The sequence below is a fragment of the Sorangium sp. So ce375 genome (assembly GCF_051473855.1).
Lineage (GTDB): Bacteria > Myxococcota_A > Polyangia > Polyangiales > Polyangiaceae > Sorangium.
On sequence record NZ_CP150335.1, the window covers coordinates 9583822 to 9606975 of the forward strand.

The following is a 23154-nucleotide window of genomic DNA, read 5'->3' on the forward strand; positions in this document are numbered from 1 at the left end:
GCTGGGAAGCGAGCCGCCAAGACCGTTGAGCGGCTCCTCGGGCGGAGGCTCATGAATCGACAGCGTGAAGGCCGCGGGGAAGCTCCCGGTCACCGCCGTCACGCGCACGCACCGGTCGAGGCACGACGGGCAGAAACCAGCTCCCCCACCTTCAATCAGTAAGCGAGCGTGCAGGTGTTGCCGGCTCCGCACTCTTCGGACGTGACCGCCGCGACGACCTGGGACGCCGGCATCGGCGTGTAGCGGTACGGGATCTCGAAGACGGTGCCCCTCGAGTCGTTCAGGTCGTCGCCACTCCCCTGGTTGCCGATCCCCTTCCAGCCTCTTGGACTGCCCATGTCCGTCCAGATCGACCTGTTCTCATCGTAGACGCAGTTCTCGGCGATGAGCGCCATGTCCTTGCCCACGCCGTGGATCTGCCCGCCGCCGGTGTTGTGGTAGTTGTTGAGCATGTGGACGTTGCCGTACCGCCCGCGGGGCTGGCGTGTATCGACGCGCTCGCCCCAGTGGCTGTTCATGTACGTGATGTGCAGCTTGCCCACGCTCGCGGGCTCGTCGTCGCTGCCGGCGATCAGGTTCGAGAACCGGTGCTCCTTGTCGTACGTATAGTAGAAGCGCGCCCAGGAAACGGTGACGTAGTCGGCGCCCTGGGTGATGTCGCAGTTGCCGTCCTGGCCGTCGGAGATGTCCAGATGGTCCAGCCAGACGTGGTGAGCGCCGTTCCCCGTGTAGACGGCGTCTGCGCCCGCCTTGCACTCCTCGTAGCTGGCGCAGCGCGCGCCCCGCACGGCGAGGTTGCGGAGGATGATGTTGTGCACGCCGTCGCCGCTCATCCGGATGTTGCCCATGATGGTCACCCCGGGGCCGACGCCGATGATCGTCTTGTTGGCGCCTGGCGCGAGCGTCCCGCTGTAATTGCCGGGCTTCACGAGGATGATCGCCGGGGTCGAGCCCTTCGCCGCGTTCTGGAGCGCGCTCATCGAGTCCACCGTGATGGCCGAGCTCAGATCCGTGCCGCCGCCGGTCGTGCCGCCAGCGACGCTCGCAAAGCCCGGGACCGGATCCGTGATGCGGAGGTCTCCGACCGGGGTCGACCCGCCGGTGCCCCCGCCACCAGCGCCCGTTCCACCGGTGCTGGCCGCTTCACCCGTGTCCGCTCCACCAGCGCCGGCGCCACCCGTGCCGGCCGCGCCCCCCGTGACGCCGCCCGTTGCGCCGGTGGTGGCTCCGGCGCCGCCCGTTCCACCCGTGGTGGTACCGGCACCGCCGGTGGCCGTCCCCCCACCGCCGCCGGTCGTCCCCGCCGCGCCGGTGGTTCCTCCAGGGTCCGCGCCTGCGCCCGGCGTGACGTCGGGATCCGTCGAGCTGCAAGCGATCAGCAAGCCGAGAATCGAGAAGGAGGCGAGTCGATACGAGTGGGTCATGGCTCCTCTGCGGGTGATGGAAGGCAAGCTTCTTTCCCCCAGGTTGCGCGGCGCCCGCGCCAGCCGTCATAAATCGCCAGGACGCTCCGAGCCGCGATCCGCGTCGAGTTCTGGGAGGCCGAGCTCGGCCTTCGCAAAACCAGGGGGGCCGCGGGGCTCGCCGTCGCACTGTCGCCGCTCGCGGGCGGGGCTCGGGGTGCGCGCCACGCGCGAGCGTGCGTGATCGCCCGGCGCCTCGGGCTGGGCGCGGCGACGCTCGCCTGGTGCGCCGTCACCGCTCGGTAGCGTCCTTCACCATGAAGCGGCATCGCCATTTTTCATGAACTCATCCGTCACACCAGATCTGTTAGCCTGCGCGCGACGTCGAACGCCTGAACGCCACGCAAAGGAATGAGAATGAGAAATCCGCTACTGGGAATCGCCGCAACGCTCCTCCTCACCGCGGGCTGCACCACCGCCGAGGACGCCGCTCTCAGCGAGCACGTATCCGTGTCGGCGGATGCGCTCACGGAGCAGGATTGCAGCGTTTCTTTTCCTCTACCGTTCGGCAACTGCAACGAGCCCGTCGATCCGATCAGCTGTCAGAGCATCGACTGGGACAAGGACCGGGAGCCCACTGGAGACTACGCGTGCTTCGGGTACAAACGAGCCCTTGATACTTGCACGAACTGCAACAGATTAAACCTGCCCATGAACGAATACAGCCTGTGCAAAAACAAGCAATACATGGATTGCTTGATGAGCGGTTACCTCAACGATCACGGCCCTCTGTGCTTCGTGACACCCGTGGACGACGTCAAGGTGGAGTTCACTCGTGCCACGCCGCGCGAGGCCTGCTATTACCGCCAGAAAACGGGGACATGGCCGCCGGCGTGTCCGACCGCGCTCGCGTGCCCGAGCCCGTGTGAGTGCACGGGCGGCACGGACTACCTCGGCAACCCCGTCTCGGCCACGTGCGGCGAGAACATCTGCGGCGCCGACCACCAGTTCTATGACTGCTCGCTGGGGCAGTGGGCTGCCACCGGCGCCTCGTGCGGAGGATCGTGCCAGTGTACGGGCGGCACGAACTACCTCGGCAACCCCGTGACGGGCTCGTGCGGCCAGAGCGTCTGCGGCGCCGACTACCAGCTCTATGACTGCCGAGACGGGCAGTGGGTCGCCGCCGGCATCGCGTGCGGAGGGTCGTGCCAGTGTACGGGCGGCACCGACTACCTCGGCAACCCCGTGTCGCGCTCATGCGGCCAGAGCGTCTGCGGCGCCGACTACCAGCTCTATGACTGCCGAGACAGGCAGTGGGTCGCCACCGGCTCCGCGTGCGGCGGCTAGAAGGCGAGAGGAACGCCGCGCCTCACCACCCCGCCCACCCTCCCCTCACCGGTCCACGCGGTCGAGCCACGCCCGCGCGTCCTTCTCCAGCAGCGGATCCCCGAGCCGCACCGACAGCTCCAACAGGTCCTCGAACTCCCGCCGCGCGAGCGCGTCGTTGCGCGCGTTCTTCAGCAGCATCGCCGCCGCCCACCGGCCCTGCAGCACGTCGTGCCAGTAGCCCTGCTCCTCCGCCCGCGCGATCAGCGCCTGCAGCCGCTCCCGCGCGTCCCCCGCCCCCGCCACCCCGTCCAGGTACGCGAGGAACATCCGATTCGAGGCCGCCACCCGGTCGTACCCCGCCTCGTCCGCCCGCTCCAGCGACTCCGCGAAGAGCGACCTCGCCCGCTCGTGCTCGCCCAGCCGCACGCACGCGTACGCAAGGTTGTGAAGGTTCACAACCCCGTCGAACCGCAGCCCGAGCGCCCGATCCAGCTCGATCGCGCGCTCGCACGCCCGCGCCGCGGCCCGGAAATCCCCCGCGTAGAGCTCGATCATCACGAGCAGCTTCGCCCGCGCGGCCTCCGCGGCCCGATCGCCCGGCGCCGCGGCCGCCTCCGAGCGCGAGAGCGCCTCCAGCGCCCCGGCCCGGTCGCCCGAGATCGCCCTCGCCAGGGCGACGGACTGGAGCTCCCGCGGATCATCCATCGGCCCGAGCGCGTCGAGGTCGAGCGCCGCGCGACGCGCGCGCGCGAACTGCCCTTGCAGGCACGAGACCTCCACGTCCACCGTCAGCGCCTCCCGCAGGAGCTCGCGGTGCCCGACGGTCATCTCGAAGACGCCGTCGAGCAGGTCGTGCGACAGCCGGAACAGGTTGGTCGCCCCGAGCGCGCGGGCGAGCTCGACGCGCAGCTTCACCCGGAGCTCCAGCGAGCCGACCGCATCGACGCGCGCGAGGATGCGGTCCGACGCCGCCGGCAGCGACGGCGCGCGGCGCGCGTGGCCGACCGCCTTCGAGAGGATCGCCACCCACCGGCCGAGCTCGTCCGGATCGCGCCGCGCGACGTCCGACAGCTCGAACGCCCGCGTCATCGCGGCGATCGCGGCGTCGAACTCGCCGCGGCGCACGCGGACCCCCGCCGCGCGCGCCAGGTGCCCCGCCGCGCCGTCCGCGTTCCCGAGCGAGAGCGCCCCGTCCGCCGCGCGACCCAGGTGCTCGTCCACCAGCGCGAGCACCGCCGGATCGTCCCCGCCCACGCGCTCCAGCCAGTCGGCCGTCAGCCAGTGGCCGAGCGCCCGATCCGTGTCCGTCAGCATCTCGTACGCCGCGTCCCGCACGAGCTCGTGCCGGAACGCGAGCTCCGTCTCCCCGCGGAGCATCGACTCCGACCGCGGCTCGAGCAGCTCGCGCTTCTCCAGCGTCAAGAGCCACGACTCGAGCTGCGGCACCTGCCCGCCCCCGCCGAGCATCGCCTCCAGCCCCCCACGCCAGAACACCTCGCCCATCACCGCCCCGGCCCGGAGCACGCGGCGCGCCTCGGGCTCGAGCGCCGCGATCCGCGACTGCATCATCGCGAGCACCGTCTCCGGCACCTGCCCCGCCCGCCGGTCCGCCGTCGCGCGCACGAGCTCCTCGAGGAAGAACGCGTTCCCCGCCGACCGGTCGACGAGCGCCGCGAGCTCGGCCGCCGGCAGCGCGTCGCCGAGGACGTCGCGCACGATCCGCTCGCACGCGCGGCGCGACAGCTCCCCGAGCCGCATCTCCGTCGCCTCGCGATCCTCCCACAGGCCCGGGAACGCCTCGCGCACGCCGGGGCGCGCCAGCGCCAGCACCATGAGCGGCTGGTGCCGCAGGAACCGGAGCGCCGCGTCGAGCGTCTCCACCGTGGCGCGATCGCAGAAGTGCAGGTCGTCCAGCACGATCAGCACCGGCTGCGCATCGCACTCGGCCCGCAGGAAATCGAGCCACGCCCGCCGCGACTGCTCCTCCATCACGGCGCGATCCTGCCGCGCCGCACGCAGCGCCGGGCTCTCCGGGAACGGCGCCCCGACAAGCTCGCCGAGCAGCTCCGTCACCCGCTCCCGCGAGGCCTCGCCGACGTGCCGCGCGACCCGCGCCGCGAGCTTCTCCCGCCGCGCCTCGGCGGGCTCGTCGTCGAGCAGGCCCGCGGCGCGCCGCACCGTCTGCGCGAGCAGCCCGAGCGGCGCCCCGCCGCGCAGCGGATCGCCGTGCGCGCGCCACACCGTGACCGGCTCGCTGCGCGCCTCGACCCGCCGGATCAGCTCGTGCCCGAGGCGCGACTTGCCGACGCCCGCGCCCGCCGTGACCAGCACCACGCGCGCCACCCCCTCGGTGGCGCACTCCTCGAGCACGTCCTCCAGCGCGCGGAGCTCCCGCTCGCGCCCCACGCAGGGCGTGGGCCTCCCGAGCACCTTGCGCCCGCCGTCCTGCGGCTCGAGCGCGCCGAGCAGCGTGGGGCCCTGGCCGCCCACCGCGATCTCGAAGCGATCGGCGAGCAGCGCGGCCGTCATCTGGTCGATGAGCACCGGCCGGCCCGAGGACGGATCCTCCGTCGCGTGGCGGACCCGCGCGTCGAGCAGCGCGCCCGCGCGGTCGATGACCTGCCCCACCGCCTGCGTCCCGGCGATGACGTCCCAGCCTGTCGCCAGCGCCACCCACGCTCCGGGCAGGAGCGCGTGGATCGAGAGGGCGCAGCGGGCGGCGTTGCCGGCGAGATCGGTCGGCGAGCCGGCGCCGGCGACGACCGCGGCGACCGAGCCGTCGGCGAGCACCTCCAGGACGGCGCCGTGCGCCTGCGCTGCCTGCCGGACCTCGTGGAACGGCGTGGTCGGCGGCGGGGCGGGCCGCGGCTTCACCTGCGGCGCCGGGACGAGCAGGCCCTCGGGCAGCGCCTCCTTGCTGCCGGAGACGACGGTCGCGTGGTGCCCCGACAGCATCGTGTCGCTCGCCCGCTCGAGGCCCGCGAGCGCGTGCGGCCGGGCCGACGGCGGGCCGCGCCTGCCGGCGCTCATCTCGGCGGCGAGGACGACGCTGACGAGCCGCCGCTCGCTCTTCGTCAGCGCGGGCGTCGGCAGGCCGTTGCCGGAGGACATGTTGCCCTCGACGACGCTCAGCATCCGGAGCTCGGCGGCGACCTCGCCCGCGTCCGCGGGGCGCTCCGCGGGGTTCTTCGCGAGCAGCCGCGCCACGAGCAGATCGAGCGGGGGCGGGATGTTCGGGCAGAAGGCGCTCGGGCGCGGCGCGGCCTCGAAGAGCACCTTGGCGAGCACGGACAGCGGGTGCTGGGCGACGAACGGCGACCGCCCGGTGAGGCACTCGAACAGGAGGCACCCGATGGAATAGAGGTCGGCGCGCGCGTCGACGTCGACGTCGCCGCGGACGCGCTCCGGCGCCATGTACGCGGGCGTGCCGATCGCCGAGCCGGTGAGGGTGAGCTCGTAGGTCGCGTCGGCCTGGCGCGCGATGCCGAAGTCGATGAGCTTCGCGTTCCCGATGTCGCCGCCGGGCAGGAACACGTTGGTCGGCTTGAGGTCGCGGTGCACGATGCCGCGCGCGTGGACGGCGGCGAGCGCCTCGGCGACGCGGCCGACGAGCATCAGGCTGTGCTCGATCCCGAGCGGCCCGCGCGACAGCCGCGCGCCGAGGTCCTCGCCCTCGAGCCACTCCATGGCGAGGTAGTAGAGCCCGTCGGCCGTGACGCCGTGGTCGATGTAGCGGGCGACGACGGGGTGCTCGAGCTCGGCGAGCAGGCGCGCCTCCCGCTGGAAGCGCACGACGTGCTCCCTGCCCTGGTTGAAGATCACCTTGAGCGCGACCGCCTGGCCGCTCTGCCGGTCGAGCGCCCGCCACACCGCGCCCATCCCACCGGAGCCTGCGAGGCGTTCCAGCTGGAAGCGGTTGGCGAGGACGTGACCTGAGTGCATGGCGCAAGTATCGGTGTGCAGACCTCTGCGGTCCAGGCGGCCAGGGCGCGCGCGGACCGCGGACCGTGGGCCCATCGCCCACGCGGGGCGCGAGGATACTCATCCGGCGGCGTGGCTACGAGCCTCGAAAGGCCCCGGCGCAGCCGCCGGGCCGCCAGGAGCAGGGCCGCGGCCCCCGCGCCGGGCCCGGCGCGAGCGCGCCTGTCGCGCCCGCGGGGACGGGGGCGGGCCGGCGCGCCGCCGGCACCGCCGCGGCGGAGACGTCAGCTGGCGAGGCGCTCGAGCCGCGCGTCGACCTCGCGCTCGGCGTTCAGCCAGTCTTCAACGGGGTTGTTCCGGAAGCCGGCCCTCTCGGCATATCCATAGGCCACCTTGGCGATCAGGCCGTGGCGCTCCTCGCGCGACGGCCGCCGCGGCGGAGGCGCGGCCTTCGAGGCCAGGGCGCCCGCGCTCTCGGCGGCGAGCTTCGCGGCCGGAGACGGCATCTCGACCGCGGCGGGGGCAGAGACCGCGCTCTCGGGCTGCGCCGAGGCGACCGGGGCAGCGACCTGGCTCGTGGCCCGGGTGGTCTTCGTGCGGGCCGGGGTCTTGCGCTTCGAGCTCATCTCGTCGTCTCTCCTTTCGGGTACACGGGTCGACTAACCCAGGTCCGCGCGTACGCACAAATTTTGAGCACGTAGTTCTCGGACGCCGCGCCGCCGCCCGTCGGGATCTCCCTTCCAAGAGACCGTGGTTCGCGGTAGAGTGGATGTCGCTGACCGGGTGAGATCACCCGGCATGTGTCAGCCATCATCCCTCGTTGTTTCGTCGCGTCGTGGCCGCCGGTCACCCGCCCTCGTCCATCATCGTTCCCACCGTCGTTCATGGCGGCCCATCCCTGGTCGCTGCCTGCGCTGAGCACAGCTCGGTAATCTAGAAAACGGCAGACGCGTCGCTCGCCGTCTGCCCATGAATCGAGGAGATGCGATGTGGAAGAAACCGCAGCCCCTTCCCGGCGCACGGAACACCTCTGCTCCTCCGGCGGCGGGATGACGCGCGTCGTCTGGGTCGAGGACAGCAGCGAGGTGCGGCTCGTCGGCGCCTCGGAGCGCTGGGCGCGCGCCATGGATCAGCTGCGCCGGCTGGCGGCGCAGGAGCGCGCGCCGCTGCTCATCACGGGCGAGCCTGGCACGGGCAAGGAGCTCTGCGCGCGGCTGCTCCACGCGGCGAGCCCGCGCGCGGGCGGCCCGTTCGTGGCGGTGAGCCCGGCGCGCCTGCCGGCCGAGCGCCTCCGGGAGGAGCTCTTCGGCGTGGCGGCGGGCGCGGGCGGGCGGCCCGCGGCGCGCCCCGGGCTGCTCGAGCTCGCGCAGGGGGGCACGCTGTTCCTCGACGAGATCGGCGCGCTGCCGCTCGAGCTCCAGCCGCGGCTCGCGGCCGTGCTCGACGGTGAGCCGTTCTTCCGTATCGGCGGCGTGGAGGCGCAGGTCGCCGACGTGCGCGTCATCGCCGCGACGAGCCAGGATCTCTCGGCGTGCGTCCTCGGGCGGTCGTTCCACGAGGAGCTCCACCGGCGCGTCGGCGGGCTCGGGCTCTCGCTCCCGCCGCTGCGCGAGCGCGACGGCGACGTGCGCAGGCTTGTCGATCACTTCCTCCAGCTCCAGAGCGGCGCGGCGGGGCTCGCGAGCGCCGGGCTCACCCCGCGCGCGCTCGCGCAGCTCGAGGCGTATCCCTGGCCGGGGAACGTGCGCGAGCTCCGGAGCGTCGTCGAGCGCGCGTTCCTCCTGGCCCACGGCGCGCCGCTCGACCTGGAGCACCTGCCGCCGGAGCTCCGGGCGCCGCCGCCGGCGAGCGTCCCCCCGCGGGCGGGCGCGCCGCGGCCGTCCCCTCCGGCGCGGGGCAGCGCGTCGCTCGGGGAGGCCGTGCGCCGCCACATCCTGGCGGTCTATGCGGCCCAGGGCGGCAACGTGACCCGCACGGCGAGCGCGCTCGGGATCACGCGGGTGTCGCTCCGCCGGCACCTGCGCCAGTACCTCGCCGCGGACGCGCGCGGCAAGGAGCCGCTGAGCAGCGATTAGCGCCCCGCGTCAGGGATCCCGCCTGGAGCCGCTGCCGGCGCCGCGATGACGGGCCCGGGATGGGAGCGCTCACAGACCGAGGGCGCCGATCATCGTCTCGGCGTAGCGGGTGCCCAGGGTGACCTGCGCGTCGTGACCAAAGTGGAGATTCCAGGTGTCAGCGGGATCGATGGCGAGCCCTTGCGCCGAGACGGCATAGGCCTTGGTGATCATGCCTGGGAGCTGGTTCACGAGCGAATTGTGGCGTGCGCACGACCCCGAATGGAGGAGCTCTCCCGCGAGGAACGGCACGTCACCGATACCGAGGTCGGCGCGCAGGTCCGAGACGAGCGTCTTCACCTTTCCGGGCCACGCGGGGTCGCCGCAGTTCGACTCGCCTTGATGGAACAGGATCCCTTCGATCACGCCCCCGATCTCCTGCGCCGCCTTGGCGCGCGACAGGATCCAGCTGTACTTGGCCCCCCCCACCTTCATGAACGTCTCCACCTTCTCCCCGCTGATCGCCGACGGGACGAGTCCGACGCTGTCCTGGGCGGGGTAATGGTCGAGGATCGTCTTGGAGAAATAGTCGCCGGGTCCGATCGCTCCGTTCCAGCATTCGTGCAGCGGTGGAGCAGCGATGTCCCACGCGCCCTCGGCGCGCCCGGTCGCGCCGCAAGCGTCGAAGCCGAGGACCTTGATGCGGGGGTTCTCGATCTTGTCTGCCTCCAGCGCCTTCGGGTACCCGGCCATGTTCGATTGCCCGAGGAGGAGGAAGACATGAAACACCGGCTCGGCCGGCGCTCCGCCGCCGCTCCCGCCGGCGCCCGGGTCACCCGCGCTGCCAGCCCCGGAGGCCTCTCCGCCTACCCCACCTGTGCTCTGAGCGCCCCCGCCCCCCTCTGCGGGCCCTCCGCCCGTGAGAGCCCCCGTGGACGCCGACGACACGACATCGGAAGGCGCGCCGCCTGCCCCGCCGGTGCCAACGGGTCCCGGCTCCCCGGCCGGGACATCGGCTTCGCCACAGGCAATCAGCCCGATGAGCGAGAACGCGATGCGCGACAGAGTGAGCCCGGGAGAACACCGAAGTATGTCTTTCATGCGAGGATTTTCTCCGACAGCTGCGGCTTATCCATGACGAGTGGAGATCTCGCGCCCGGCGCTGGCGCAGCGCGACCGCGCACCAAATGTGAACGCTCACATGGCCAACGTCAACTCCAATCGACGAGCTCGTGGCCACCCCGATCCCGATGGAGGAGCTGACTAGTCGGCTCGGGCTGTCGTGGCAGGCGATGTCCGGCGCCGGGGCTCCAGCCTCGGACGACTCATCCGTGCATCGGCAGGGTCATTTCGGTCAGCACCGCGCGCTGGCCGCCGAAATAGGCCTGAGGCGCGCAGCCGAGGGCGCGCGTGAAGACACGATGGCATTGCGCATAACTCCCGAACCCGACGGCGTACGCCGCGCGCGCGAAGCTCGCGCCGCGATCCACCTCGGCGACGAACTTCATCAGCTTGAGCCGCGCACGGTACTCGACGACGTTCACGCCCACGTCCCTGCGAAAACGCCGGCTGATCCCGCTCTCGCCCGTGTGCAGGCGCGCCGCGAGCGCCGCCCCGGGGAGACTCGGATCGAGCCGCAAGAGCTCGACGATGCGGCGGCTCACCACGTGAGGGAGCGGCACGTTCGACAGCGACCGCTCGAAGAGCCCCGCGAGGCGATGCTCCACCACCGAGGTATCGCGCGCTCGATCGAGCGCGCCGAGGAGCGCGAGCTCCTCGGCGAGCACGGCCGGCGTGAGCTGCACGGCGTCGAGCGCGACCTTCGACGCGGCCCCCGCGACGCGAGCCGCCAGCTCGGAGCGGAGCGCCGCGACGTACAGAACGAAATCACCGCTCTCCTCGAGGAGCGCATGATCTTGCCCCGGCGCGAAATAGAGAAGCGTGCCCGCCACGAGCGGCACCACGCGCTCCCCCACGCCCATGACGCCCGTGCCGCGAGCGACGAGGTTGATCTCCGGCTCCTCGTGGAAGTGCCGGGGCCGACGGTACTGCGGCTGGTGACGGAAGACCTGGGCGCGCCGGCTCGCGAGCATCGGAAAGGGCTGGAACAACGCGGGCCGAGCGCTCAAGGCCAGGTCAGTGTGCGGCAGCGGGGACGCGCACCGAAAGCAAAAAATGCGAAGCGCTCTCGCCCCCGGCGCGCCAAGTGGAGCGCATGATGTCTTCGACGCGCTACGCGATCGCTTCGCTTCTGTTCTCCGCATTCAGCGCGCTGGCCTGTGACGACTCTGGCCAGCTCCAGGGCTCGGCGCCGGGGACTGGCGGGGACGGCGCCGGCGCGGGGGCCGGCGGTGGTTCCAGCGCCGGAACGGATAGCCCCATGGCGGGGGCTGGGCCTGCGGCTGACGCCTCCAGCGCCGGAGCCGGCGCGGGCGGCGCCGGAGCCGGCGCGGGCGGCGCCCCAAGCGGCGCCGGCGGAACGGCGGGTGGCACAACAGCGGCAGCCACGGGGAACGGCGGCTCAGCGGGCGGCACTCCCCCGTCCGAAGAGCCCTTCACCCTGCTCTTCCGCGACGATTTCGATCGGCTGGACGCAGCTCGCTGGCAGCTGATGACACATTCCTGGACCGAAAATCTGGCGTTGTTCTCGCAATCCGCCGCTACCATCGAAAGTGGCCAGCTGGTGATTCGGCTCACGCCGGCCCCGGCGGGCACCGCCGACAGCTCTGGAGCGGCCAAGGCCTTCCTCGGTGCCGAGGTTCGCTCCATCGCCGCGCTCACGTACGGGCGCGTGCGCGCTCGCGTCAAGCTGGCCCGAGGCTCGGCGGTCGTCTCGTCCCTGGTCACGATCTACACCCCCTGGCCGGCGGACAACTGGAATGAGCTCGACATCGAGTGCCTCGGGGCCAAGCCGAACGACGTGCAGTTCAATGCCATGGTGTACACCGGCGCTCCGGTACGGCCCCCGGTGACGCAATCCGTCAGCCCGACTCAGCACCCGCAGAAGGTCGATCTCGGCTTCGACCCGAGCGAGGAATTTCACACGTACCAGATCGAATGGACACCGTCCGGCGCCCGCTTCTCGGTCGACGACGTGCTCCGACACGAGTGGAAGGAGCGCATCGACCTCATGGTGCTGCCGCAGAACGTGCTCATGACGATCTGGGCGTCGTCGAGCGCGGCGTGGGCCGGAGCCGTGACGGCCGAGACGGGCAGGGCGAGCGCGACGTACGATTGGATCGAGCTCTATCGGTACACGCCTTGATCGGGTCGCGGGACCAGGCCGCTACGAGCCCTCGTCAGCGACGACGACGTAGACAAAGCGCTCCCCCGGTCGCGGCGCAAGCGTCGAAGCCGAGGACCGTGATGCGAGGATTCTCGGTCTTGTCTGCGTCCAGCGCCTTCGGGTAGCCCGCCATGGTCGATTGCCCGAGGAGAAGGAGTCCGGTCCGGGAAATGTGAGCGCTCACATTACTGGCATCAATCACGATCGACCACCCCGCGAGGAGGCTCGATCGCGAGGGAGGACAGGGCTCGAGGGGTTCCTCCGGAGCGCGGCGTCAGAGCGGCCAGCGCACCGGGTCGCGCGTCGTGGTCGAGGCCGGGCTGATCCTGGGCAAGAGCACGGCGGCCCCCACGCGACGCTCAGCCGGCGAGACCAGCGGTCGACTGCGGCAGGGGCAGCCTCCAGGGAGCAGCTTCCGTGGCACGCAGGGCCCCGGAGTGGCTCATCCTGGCACGCACAGCGTGCCTTCTCACGCCCGCGGACGCTTGCTGCCGCGGAGATGTTCGCTGGGGCAAAAGGGCACGACCATTGCAATGGTGGCGGTGATGCGCATTCTCATTCGATTGGGCTTTGTCGGCGTGGCCGTGTGGAGTGCAGCGTGTGGGACGGATGATTTCTTGGGGCGCGAGCGTCGAGGCGGCTCGACCCCGGGTTCCTCGGTCGAGTCGCCCCCTGACGAGGCGCTGCCGGAGGGTGAAGCGGACGCGCCGGAAGCCTCCTCTGATCTGCGGCTGCGCGTCCCTGCCGGCGTCGCGGTGACGCTCGACAACGTCCACGTGAGCGCGGACGCGCCCGCGGTGCTGACGGCCGAGAGCGCGACGGGTCCGATCGTCTCTGTGCCCACCGCGGGCGCGGCGCTCGCGTCCGCCGTTGCCGTGGATGAGCACGGCCAGGTGGTCGACGCGATGACGAGCGCCGCGGGGTGTCCGGTGCCGCCCGCCGGCGAGGGGCGCGTGCTCGTGGTCCCGGACGCCTACGCGAGCATCCAAGAGGCCATCGACGACGCGGTGTACGGCGACACCGTGCGCGTCGAGCCCGGAACGTACCAAGAGCACCTCCGCCTGCGCTCGGGCGTGAAGCTCGTCGGAGCGGGCGCGACAAGGACGATCCTCGACGGACAGGGGCTGGGAGAGAACCTCATCGACTACACCGGGGCGCAGAACGCGGTGGTCCAGGGCTTCACCCTGGGCAACGTGGGGCAGACCGACGTCTGCCCCGACAAAGTGCTGGGCTGTTCCGGCAACCATTACGCGGCGGCCGTCTACGCCGACGGCCACTACGGCGACAACTTCGAGGAGTGCGCGCGCCCATCGCTGCTGCTCTCACACAACGTGATCCAGGGGAACGACGTCGGCGTGATGCTGTACTTCCACGCCCTGGCGATGATCCGCAACAACATCTTCGTGGGCAACACCCATGCGTTCGTCGCGAATCACCTGAATGATCACTCGGTCGTCGCCTACAACGTGTTCTATGCGAACGACGCGCACGCGGTGATCGCGGACGCCGCGACGCTCGACGTCCTCAACAACGTGATCGTCGGCAGCGGCGTCGCGCTCGAGCAGGAGCACGTGCAGCGCGGCCGCGTGCGCTGCAACGTGCTCTTTGCGAACACGGCGACGGGCAACGTCATCGTGCCTGGCGAGGACGGGAACATCGTGGCAGACCCGCTGCTCCTCGACCCGGACGCGCTGGACTTCCATGTCGAGAGCGGCTCGCCGGCCCTCACCGCCGGCTGCTGGGGCGAGGACGGCGCCGAGCCCGTCGCCGCAGGCGCCCACGGCGGGCCCCTCGGCATCTGGTAGCTCCGTCACGATCAAGTGAGCGAGCGGCACATACCGGTCGCAAGACATTCAACGTCGCTAGCGCCGTGTCACGGTTCCCGGTAGCCCTCGTACTCCCAGGCGAAGTAACGCCGGAGGTTCTCGACGCAGGCGGGCCAGGTCTCGGCCTCGCAGGACGCGACGGTCTGCTCGAGCCAGCGCCATAGATCGTCGAAGTCGTACCGACGCATCACGAGGAGCGGGCGGGTGGCCAGGATTCCATCGCGCGCCTCCAGCCGGTCCAGCCCCGCGGGCGTGGCCACCCTGACGGTGAAGGAATCCGCGCCCGCCCCCTTTCTGGGCCCGATGTCCAGCATCACGAGCTCGGCGAACACGTCGGGATCGTCGGGCGCCCACGTCCGGAGATTGGGATGCCCCCAGACGCCAGCGGAGCGGATGACGAGCTTCATGGCCGGGGAAAACGAAGAGCAAATCGACCCGCTGGTCAAGGGCGTCACGCGTGCTTCGCGGGTGAGGCGCTCTATTCGACCTGCGCGCGAGGCGTGGTGCGCGGAGCCACGAGCGCCGACGCGACCCCGCTGGCCGCCAAGGGGCAACGGCGCGCCCCTCTCCTCAGGACGGCTGCGCGACGCCGCTCTCTCCCTCCGGCTCGACAGGCAGCTCGACGAGGAACGTCGTCCCTGAGCCCGGCTGGCTCCGCAGATCCACGCGCCCTCCGTGCGCTCGGACGATCTCCCGGACCAGGTACAGCCCGAGCCCGAGGCTCTGCGCTTGATGGAGCCCCGTCGCGCGCTCGAACGCATCGAACACGCGCCGCTGATCGGCCTCGGAGATCCCGATGCCCTGATCGGAGATCGAGAGGCGCGCGACGGCCCCGTCCGCGTCGACGACGATCCGAACCGGCTTCCCGGCGCCGTACTTCATGGCGTTCGTCAGCAGGTTCGTCGCGACCTGCTCGAGCCGCAGCCGATCCCACTGGCCCACGACGGCGCGCTTTGCCTGCACGTGGAGCGCGCACCCCGCCAGCTCGGCCTGCTCGCTCAGCCGCCCGACGACGTCCCGCACGAGGGCCGTCAGGTCCACCGGCTCGCGCGTCAGGGCGAGCCGCCCCTTCTGGACGCGCGAGAGGTCGAGGAGGCTGTCGATCAGCATGCTGAGCCGACCGAGCTGACGCTTGAACGACGTGAGGGACGACGAGAGCCACGACGAGGAGACCATCTCTTGCTGCTTTATCGACCGCGCGAGCGCGTCGAGCTTCAGATGGAGACCCGTCAGCGGCGTCTTCAGCTCGTGGGCGAGGAACGCCGTGCGCCTCTCCGCGGCCTCCGCCGCCGCCCGCGCCTCGCGCTCCCTGGCCAGCAAGAGCGCATTCTCTAGGGAGATGGCCGCTTGCGTCGCGAGCAGCTCGAGGGCGAGGAGCCGCTCGGGCGTGAACGCGTGCGTTGTGAGGTTGTTCTCGAGGTAAAGCAGGCCGATCACCTCGGCCTGCCGCAAGATGGGGACGCAGAGCACCGACCTCGGACGGCGCTGGACGATGTACTCGTCCCCCGAGAACCTGCCCGCCTTCGCGGCGGCATCATCGAGCAGCACGCGCTCCTTTGTGAGCCGCACGTAGTGGAGGAGCGATGCAGGGAGGAGCGGAGAGGAGGATACCGGCAACGACTGTAAAACCTTTGTCACGGTCCCTCGTCGCTCCTCTATCGCGGCCTCCGCTTCGATCGTCAGGTCGCCGTCCCGCACGAGGACGAGGCAGCCTTTCTGGGCGCCTCCCTGCTCGAGGACGGACTCGAGCAGGGTCCGCAAGAGCTTCTCGAAGAGGATCTCGCCCGAGATCGTCTGCGACGCCTTGACGACGGCGAGCACGTCGAGCAGATCCGTGCGCGCCGCGAAGGTGGCTGTGGGCGCCAGCGGCCGTCGCTCGAGGAGCTGCGGATAGAGCTGCTCGAGCTGCCTCACCTTGCCGTCGGCCCCCCAGCGCACGTAGCACGAGCGCGCCTCGCGCAGGTACGTATCGGAGAAGCGCTCGAACCCCCGCGCTCGGTAGAACCGAGACGCGAGCTCGTAGGCGAGCGCTTCATTGTGGGCGAAGCCGCTCTCGCGCGCCGAGCGGATGGCCTCTTCATAGAGGCGCATCGCGTCGAGGTCCCTGCCCTCGACGCGGGCGACCTCGGCGGACACCAGGGCGTAGCGGCTCCGGAAGTTCTCGGGGCAGTTATCGGCCCAGCGCCTCAGCTTCTGCAGCTGCTCCTCGAGCGTCCGAGCGAACTGCCGCCGCTGCTCGGCCGGCGCCTCCGCGTGGAGCGCCGTCACCGTGAGCGCGTAGTAGAACTGGTGCGTCGCTTCCATGGCCAGAGACGCCGCGTGCCCCTGCATCAGCGCGGCGGTGGCCGCGGACTCCAGCGCTTCGGCGTGACGCCCGTGCGTGAACGCGGCGATCTGCTTCATGATATGGTACATCGCGATCCCGAGGTCGAAGCCCGCCTTCTCCAAGATCGCGAGGGAGCTCGCCTCGTCGAAGGCGCCGCTGTCGAAGCTCGTGGGCCCCCGCGTCGCTCCCTTCAGGCTCGCCGCGAGCTGCTCTTCGAGCCGGACCACGTGGTACACGACGTCGTTGTGGGTCTGCCGGGCGAACGCGGTGTATTTCCGCGCGACGTCGATGACGTGATCGAGCGGATCGCCGTTCTCTAGGACGAGCCACACCATGTTGTATGTCAAGTAGCCGGCGAAGACGAAGTCTCCGACGTCGAGGCAATCGGAAAATGCCTTGTCCATCAGCGGGAGGCTCGTCGCGTAGTGCCTGTGCCAGATATTGATGATGCCCGCGTGGTGGAAGAGCAGCCTCCCCTTCAGCACGGCCGTGATGCCCTTGAATTTTTCGTTCAGCCTGAGCGCCATCTCGGAGAACTGGAACGCGCACGGGACGTCTCCGAGGATGGACACCATGACCCCGGCGTAACAACTATAGACGAAAGAGGACTCCTCGGCGTGTCCGTGCTGCAGGGAGGCGTTCACCCCCTTGGCGGTGAGCAGCGGCCAGAGCGCCGGTCGCACGGAGTAGACGAGGGGGCTCGATTCGGCGACAAGGCTGATGAACGATCGCACGTCTTCATCGGTCGCCACCGGCGCGTCGACGAGATCGGCGATGCGGCGCCCGCGCAGGGAGATCGGGACTTGCCGGAACTCGGCCTCCACGGCCGCCTGGATCTCCTCGTCGGCCTCCGGGAGCGTCGTCCCGTAGAGCCGGAGGGCCTCGATCATGATCGCCATGGCGTCGCGGTGTCGTCCGGCGATCTGGTAGAGCCGCATGCGGAGCCGGTGGGCCCTGGCCCGGTCGGGCCTGGAGCGGGCGTTCTGGAGGATCAGCTCGAACAGCGCGTCGGCCGGCTGGAAGTTGCCGGTGACGGACTCGCACTCGGCGAGCGCCAGGTAGAGCGCGAGCGTGTCCTCGTACCGCGCGATCCAGGCGTCCTGTGGCAAGAGAGACATCGCCTGCGCCAGATAGGTGCGCGCCGAGGCGTAGGCGACCGAAGCCTTCGCCTTGATCCCTGCCAGGAGGTTGAGCCGGCAGAGCGCCACCCTCTCGCGTGGATCGTTGATGAGGTGGGCGCCGTGATTGAGCTGGGTCGCGACGTCGAAAGCCCGCTCCTCGACGGCCCCGCTGGGCAGGTGAGCCACGAGGCGACGGCCGATCTCGAGGTGCACGGCTGCCCGGCGATCCTCCAGGATGAGCGAATAGGCCGCCTCCTCCACGCGGTCGTGAAGGAACTTGTACGTTCCTTCGTGGCAGAGGACGAGCCCCGCGAGGACGGCCTGCCAGACGTCCGCGTGCAGCTCCTCCTCCGATCGGTCGCACGCTATCGTCAAGACGCCGACCTCCGCGGCGTTCCCGAGGCAGGCGAGCCGCCTCAGCGCCTCCTGGGTGCGGGCAGGGAGCCGCGCGAGCTTGTCGACCATCAGGTCGACCACGTTGTCGGTGAAGCCCTTGGCGCGGATCTTCGCCATGTCCCACCGGAAGGCGCCCGCGCGCTGGTCGAGCTCGATCAGCCGCTCTTCGTGGAGGGCGAGGAGAAACTGGATCGCGAAGAACGGGTTGCCGGCCGTCTTCTCATGGACCAAGGCCGAGAGCGGCGCGGCGTCCTCGGGGCGGCATTGAAGCATATCGCTGATGAGCATGGACAGGTGCTCGCGGGAGAGCGGGCCGAGCACGATATCCCGGACGGGCGCGCCCTCCCGCCTCACCTCGTCCAGCGCCGTCATGAGCGGGTGCGAGGGGGTCACCTCGTTGTCGCGGTACGCGCCGATGACGAGGAGATGGCCCGTGTCGAGGCGCGTCACCAGATCCTGCAGGAGCCCGAGGCTCGCCGAGTCGGCCCACTGGAGATCGTCGAGGAAGAGCACGAGGGGGTGCTCCTTCCGGGCGAACACCCCGATGAAGTGCCGGAAGACGATGCGGAACCGGTTCTGCGCCTCGACCGGCGGCAGCTCGGGAGCCGGCGGTTGCGGGCCGATGACCAGCTCGAGCTGCGGGATCAAGTCCACGATGACCTGCCCGTTGACCGTGAGGACCTCGAGCAACCGCTGCTTCCACGCCGCGATCCTCTCGCTGTCGGCGAGGAGCTCGAGCACGATCTCCTGAACGGCCTGGACGATGGTGGAGTACGGGATATCGCGCTTGTGCTGATCGAATTTTCCCGACGCGGAGAACCCTCGCTCGCGGGCGACAGGCCCGTGAAGCGCGTGGACCAGCGTCGACTTGCCGGTGCCGGAGTAGCCCGATAGGAGCACGAGCTGCGGCGATCCGGTGTCGACAACGCGCTCGAAGGCGCGCAGCAGCCCCGCTATGGCCTCGTCGCGCCCGTAGAGCTTCTGCGGGATCTGCAGGCGACCCGACGCGTCCTGCTCGCCCAGCGGGAAGGGCGCGACGCTGCCACCCGAGCGCCAGGGTTCGAAGCACCGCTTGAGGTCGTGGCCAAGGCCGCGGGCCGTCTGGTAGCGCTCCTCGGGCATCTTCGCGAGGAGCTTGATCACGATGCGCTCGACCGCCTCGGGCATTTCGGGGACGACCTCGGACGGCGCGGCGAACGCGCGGGCGACGTGACAATGGATCCATTCCAGCGGATCGCGGGCATCGAATGGGAGCTTCCCCGTGAGCATCTGGTAGAACGTGACCCCGAGGGAATACAGATCGCTGCGGCTGTCGATCCCGCGGTTCATCCGCCCCGTCTGCTCCGGTGACATGTAAGGTAGCGACCCCTCGATGAGGCGCGCCGGCTCCACGGCGAGCTGGTCGCGGGAGAGCCGCGAGGCGAGCCCGAGATCCGCGATCTTCACCTCGCCGGTGGTAGGAACGACAAGGATGTTCGCGGGCTTGAGATCTCTGTGAACGACGCCTCGCTGATGGATGTCGGAGACGGCGTCCGCAATGCGGATGGCAAGCTCGAGGAACCTGCCGATCGCCATCGGCGCGCCGAGCAGCCGATCGAGCGGCTCAGCGCCGGAGTCTTCCATGACGAGGGCGAGCGACCCATTGTACATCTCGAGCGCGAGGGGCCTGACGATGGCTCCCACGTCGAGGATCTTGCCCGTCTCGTACTCCCTCTTGAGCCGGGCGAGGTCCTTCGGCCGGCAGCTCCTCGGGTCGAGCACCTTGAGGACCACCGGGTGGCCGTCGGCGTTTCGAACAGCGCGGTACACGGCGGTACCGCGGCCCTCGTAAATGGTCTCGCGGATCGTGTAGGGAAAGGGAGGAAACGAGCTCGTCATGAAGGCGCTGGGTGAGGCAGCCTCGACAGTGGCAGCAAAAGCCCCCCTCGCCCGATGAAGTATACCATTCTCCGCCCCCCATCATGGCCACCGTTGTGGGCGATCCGACGCGAATTCGCCTCGACCGACGGGCTCGGCTGCGTGCGGTACCCGAGGCGCCGTCGCCAAGCTGTCTCGGCCGAAAGCCGCGCCTCTCGGGAGGCCAGATGCCAGGGGCTCCGACGATGCTTCGAACGTCGAGAGGATCGCGACGATCGCCGGAGCATGATCTGTCTGCCTCTTCGCGTCCCTGGCGCGCCAGGCGGCTCGATCTCTGCCCTATTCAGCAGGTTTCAATCCGTTGCAGGCGGCTCGTTCCTGCGCGCGAGGCGACTCGATGCGCTCGGCCAAGGCCGCGGCGAAGCGGACGTCGGAGCGCGGAGCGGGGCGGAGCCCCGACGGAACCAGGGAGGCCCTTGTTGGCGACGCGACAGCGTGGGCGGAGCGTCGCTTTTCTCCGCGGCTGCTTCGCTGGTTCAGCGCGACGCGCGCGCTGACACGCCTCTCGCGATCGGATACTGCTCGAGGCCATGTCGCGCCGCCGTTCTGCCGTCGTGATGGCCGCTGTCTGCGCCGTCGTGCTCCCCGCTCTCCCGCTCGCGTGTGGAAACGATCGCGAGCTCGACGCAGGCCAGGGGAAAGGCACGAGCAGCGCCGGCGCGTCGGGCGGCGAGGTCGCTGGCGCGGGCGCGTCAGGCGGCGAGGCCTCTGGCGGCGGCGGGGCTGGCGGCGGCGGGGCTGGCGGCGGCGGGGCTGGCGGCGGCGCGCAGTACGGGAACGTCCTCTGTCCAACGTCGTTCACGTTCATCGCGCCTCCCGGGGCGACGGATGTCCGCGTCCCCGGCGAGTGGAACGGCTTCGATCTCGGCTCTGCCCCGCAGCTGCAGGGCGGCGCGCAGGGCCGGCTCGCGGCCACCATCGACCTGCCGCCGGGGCTCCACGGCTACAAAATCGCCTATCGGTACGGCGGCGACACCTCGTGGGTGCTCGACCCGGCGGAGGGGCGCCGCAAATACGTCGACGGGATCGAGAACTCGGCCGTCAAGGTCCCTGACTGCCGCCTTCCGTCGTTCTCGGTCGCGTCGAGCCAGGCGACGCGGCCTGCCGCCGGACAGGGCGCCTTCGAGGCGCGGCTCGTGTACCGGGACGGCATCGAGGGCGCAGGCCCGGAGGCGGCCGCGTTCGAGGCGGTGCTGGAGGACCAGGACGGCGACGCGCGCCCGCTCACGGCTCAGGAGCTCTCGATCGACGCGCGCGGCGACGTGCGGATCCTCCTGGGGGGCCTCGACGACGGCAAATACCGCGTCACCCTCCGCGGGGCGACCCGGAGCGGACGCGCCGGCGAGCCGCTCCGGCTTGTCTTCTGGGTCGAGGCCGAGCCGTTCTCCTGGGAGGACGCGCTCATCTACATGGTCGTCACCGATCGTTACCGCGACGGCGATCCGGCCCTGAACGCGCCCGCCACGCCGGGCGCCGATCCGCGGGGCGACTGGGCCGGCGGGGATCTCGAGGGGCTGAGGCAGGCGATCGAGGACGGCACCCTCGACGCGCTGGGCGTGCGGGCCATCTGGCTCACACCGTTCCAGGAGAACCCTGCCGGCGCCTACCCGGCGAGCGATGGAGTCCACCAGGTCACCGGGTATCACGGTTACTGGCCCATCAAGGCGCGCCAGGTGGATCCTCGGCTCGGCGGCGCCGAGGCGCTCCGCGCGGTGGTGGCCGAGGCGCACCGCCATGGGATCCGCGTCCTCCAGGACTTCGTCGTGAACCACGTGCACGAAGATCACGAGTATGTCTCGTCTCACCCGGACTGGTTCAGGACGGGGTGTGTCTGCGGGACAGACGGGTGCGACTGGACGTCGCACGCGCTCGATTGCATGTTCGCGAGCTATCTCCCCGACGTGGACCACACGGTGCCCGAGGCCAACGCCGCGTTCGTGGCGGACGCGATCTACTGGCTCGACGCGTTCGATCTCGACGGGCTCCGGGTGGACGCCGTGAAGCACGTGGAGGAGATCGCGACACGCAACCTCGCCGCGGAGGTCCGGGAGGCGTTCGAGCCGGCCGGCACCCGTTATTTCCTGATGGGCGAGACGGCGATGGGCTGGAGCGACTGCGCCGACCCGTGCAACGACGAGAACTACGGGACGATCGCGAGATACATCGGCCCTCAGGGGCTGGACGGCCAGTTCGATTTCGTCCTCTATCACGGGGTCTCGTACCGCACGTTCGGCTGGGGCGACGCGGGCATGCTGCACGCCGCGTACTGGGTCGAGCACGGGCAGCGGCGGTGGCCGGAGGGCGCGATCATGACGCCGTACCTCGGCAGCCACGACACGGCACGGTTCGCGACGCTGGCCGACTACCGGGACGACGCGGGGCCTCGCCGCCGCGAGGTCCCGGGCCGTCAGTGGTCGGACACCGCGGAAGGGCCGGAGTCGCCCGAGGTGTACACGCGCGTGCGGCTCGCGATGGCGTGGCTCCTGGGCCTCCCGGGCGCGCCGCTGCTCTATTACGGCGACGAGTACGGCGCGTGGGGCGGCGTCGACCCGAACAACCGCAGCATGTGGCGCCCGGAGGAGGATCTCACCGCGGACGAGCTGGAGACGCTCGATTTCGTGCGCGCGCTCGGGACCGCGCGCCGGGACATCCCGGCGCTCCGCCGCGGCGCCTACGTGAACCTCACCGCCACGGAGGACACGCTGGTCTTCGGCCGCCGGCTCGCCAGGGGGAGATCCGCGATCGTGGCGCTGACGCGCGCGGGGACGGAGCAGCACATCTCGGTCGAGGTCGCTCAGGCGCTCGGCCTGCCCGCCGGTACCGAGCTCACGGACGCGCTCGGCGGCGCGACCGAGATCGTCTCCGCGACCGGCGTGCTCTCGATGAGCATCCCGCCGGGCGGGGCGGTGATCTTCGCGCCGTGATCGCTGGCAGGCCGGCGGGAGCGGGCTCCGGCGGCGAGCGCAGGCGCAACGGGAGCGGCGAGGCGCCTGGAGGAGCGCGGCAGGACGCGGCGACTCGCGCGCTGTCCGATTGAGCTCCGCAGCCGCCCCGGGTATGTCGGAGCGGTACGACATGCAGCCGCCCAACGCGAGCCAGTTGCCCGAGGAGCTCCGCGCGCCGCCCCCGCGCCGCTGGGCGGCCTTGCGGCACGTCCGGCACCAGCTGACTGGCGTGGCGTACTCGCTGCTCTTCTGGGCGGCGTTCGTCGGGGTCGGCTCGTTCTTCCGGCACATCGATCTCGTCGCGATGCTCCTCGGCTTCTCGTACGCCGTCATGCCGATCGTGCTCCTGTATCAGCTGCTGGGCAGCTATGCCGCGTGCCGCCTGGCGCTCCGCGGCGCGCCGTCGGCGGCGCACATCTACGAGGGGGCCGTCGTGACGAGGTACGGGACGGTGAACATCTGGCACGTCGTCGTCGCCGGCCAGCACGTGCGGATTCGCGCGGACGCGCCGCTCGACAAGAGCGTTGTGGTCCTCGTGACGCCCGAGACGCGGAGCGGCAAGCGCCGAGTCGGGGTCTATCATCCCCGGTTCGGGATCTGCACATCGCTCGTGTGAGCCACGCTCGCGGC

Annotated in this window: 13 protein-coding genes; 6 read left to right on the forward strand and 7 right to left on the reverse strand. The window is 70.8% G+C overall.

Features of this window, described 5'->3' with window-relative positions; all coding sequences use genetic code 11:
• Positions 1 to 155: 155 nt before the first annotated feature.
• A complete protein-coding gene (locus WME90_RS35800; protein WP_437276549.1) occupies positions 156 to 1424 on the reverse strand; it encodes a pectate lyase family protein in 1269 nt (422 codons plus the stop codon).
• Positions 1425 to 2162: 738 nt separating this feature from the next.
• Between WME90_RS35800 and WME90_RS35805 the strand changes: the two genes are divergently transcribed.
• Complete coding sequence (locus WME90_RS35805) at positions 2163 to 2750, forward strand: hypothetical protein (protein ID WP_437276550.1); 588 nt, start codon at positions 2163 to 2165, stop codon at positions 2748 to 2750.
• Between the two features lie 45 nt (positions 2751 to 2795).
• On the opposite strand, the gene WME90_RS35810 is transcribed toward WME90_RS35805, so the two are convergent.
• Positions 2796 to 6674: a protein kinase domain-containing protein gene (locus tag WME90_RS35810; RefSeq protein ID WP_437276551.1), complete on the reverse strand. Its 3879-nt coding sequence runs from the start codon at positions 6672 to 6674 to the stop codon at positions 2796 to 2798.
• Positions 6675 to 6937: 263 nt separating this feature from the next.
• Positions 6938 to 7279: a DUF2934 domain-containing protein gene (locus WME90_RS35815; RefSeq protein ID WP_437276552.1), complete on the reverse strand. Its 342-nt coding sequence runs from the start codon at positions 7277 to 7279 to the stop codon at positions 6938 to 6940.
• Between the two features lie 363 nt (positions 7280 to 7642).
• Here WME90_RS35815 and WME90_RS35820 point away from each other — a divergent pair, with 363 nt between their 5' ends.
• On the forward strand, positions 7643 to 8728 hold the full coding sequence (locus WME90_RS35820; RefSeq protein WP_437276553.1) for a sigma 54-interacting transcriptional regulator: 1086 nt from the start codon (positions 7643 to 7645) through the stop codon (positions 8726 to 8728).
• A 69-nt stretch (positions 8729 to 8797) separates the two neighbouring features.
• Here the strand turns inward: WME90_RS35820 and WME90_RS35825 are convergent, their stop codons facing one another.
• Positions 8798 to 9808, reverse strand: coding sequence for a sialate O-acetylesterase (locus WME90_RS35825; RefSeq protein ID WP_437276554.1), 1011 nt, complete (start codon positions 9806 to 9808; stop codon positions 8798 to 8800).
• A gap of 224 nt (positions 9809 to 10032) precedes the next feature.
• Positions 10033 to 10800: a helix-turn-helix domain-containing protein gene (locus WME90_RS35830; RefSeq protein ID WP_437276555.1), complete on the reverse strand. Its 768-nt coding sequence runs from the start codon at positions 10798 to 10800 to the stop codon at positions 10033 to 10035.
• A gap of 590 nt (positions 10801 to 11390) precedes the next feature.
• On the opposite strand from WME90_RS35830, the gene WME90_RS35835 reads away from it, so the two are divergent.
• Together WME90_RS35835 and WME90_RS35840 are read left to right on the forward strand one after the other, a co-directional pair.
• The gene (locus WME90_RS35835; protein WP_437276556.1) at positions 11391 to 11972 is read left to right on the forward strand and encodes a glycoside hydrolase family 16 protein; all 582 of its coding nucleotides are present in this window, start codon (positions 11391 to 11393) and stop codon (positions 11970 to 11972) included.
• A 638-nt stretch (positions 11973 to 12610) separates the two neighbouring features.
• Entirely contained in the window at positions 12611 to 13798 is a 1188-nt protein-coding gene (locus WME90_RS35840; RefSeq protein ID WP_437276557.1) for a NosD domain-containing protein, read from the forward strand.
• A gap of 68 nt (positions 13799 to 13866) precedes the next feature.
• On the opposite strand, the gene WME90_RS35845 is transcribed toward WME90_RS35840, so the two are convergent.
• Together WME90_RS35845 and WME90_RS35850 are read right to left on the reverse strand one after the other, a co-directional pair.
• On the reverse strand, positions 13867 to 14226 hold the full coding sequence (locus tag WME90_RS35845) for an immunity 8 family protein (protein ID WP_437276558.1): 360 nt from the start codon (positions 14224 to 14226) through the stop codon (positions 13867 to 13869).
• Between the two features lie 163 nt (positions 14227 to 14389).
• Positions 14390 to 19540, reverse strand: a complete 5151-nt coding sequence (locus WME90_RS35850) for an AAA family ATPase (RefSeq protein WP_437276559.1) — start codon at positions 19538 to 19540, stop codon at positions 14390 to 14392.
• A 569-nt stretch (positions 19541 to 20109) separates the two neighbouring features.
• Here WME90_RS35850 and WME90_RS35855 point away from each other — a divergent pair.
• Both WME90_RS35855 and WME90_RS35860 read left to right on the forward strand, forming a co-directional pair.
• A complete protein-coding gene (locus tag WME90_RS35855) occupies positions 20110 to 22503 on the forward strand; it encodes an alpha-amylase family glycosyl hydrolase (RefSeq protein WP_437276560.1) in 2394 nt (797 codons plus the stop codon).
• Between the two features lie 151 nt (positions 22504 to 22654).
• Complete coding sequence (locus tag WME90_RS35860; protein ID WP_437276561.1) at positions 22655 to 23140, forward strand: hypothetical protein; 486 nt, start codon at positions 22655 to 22657, stop codon at positions 23138 to 23140.
• Positions 23141 to 23154: the final 14 nt, after the last annotated feature.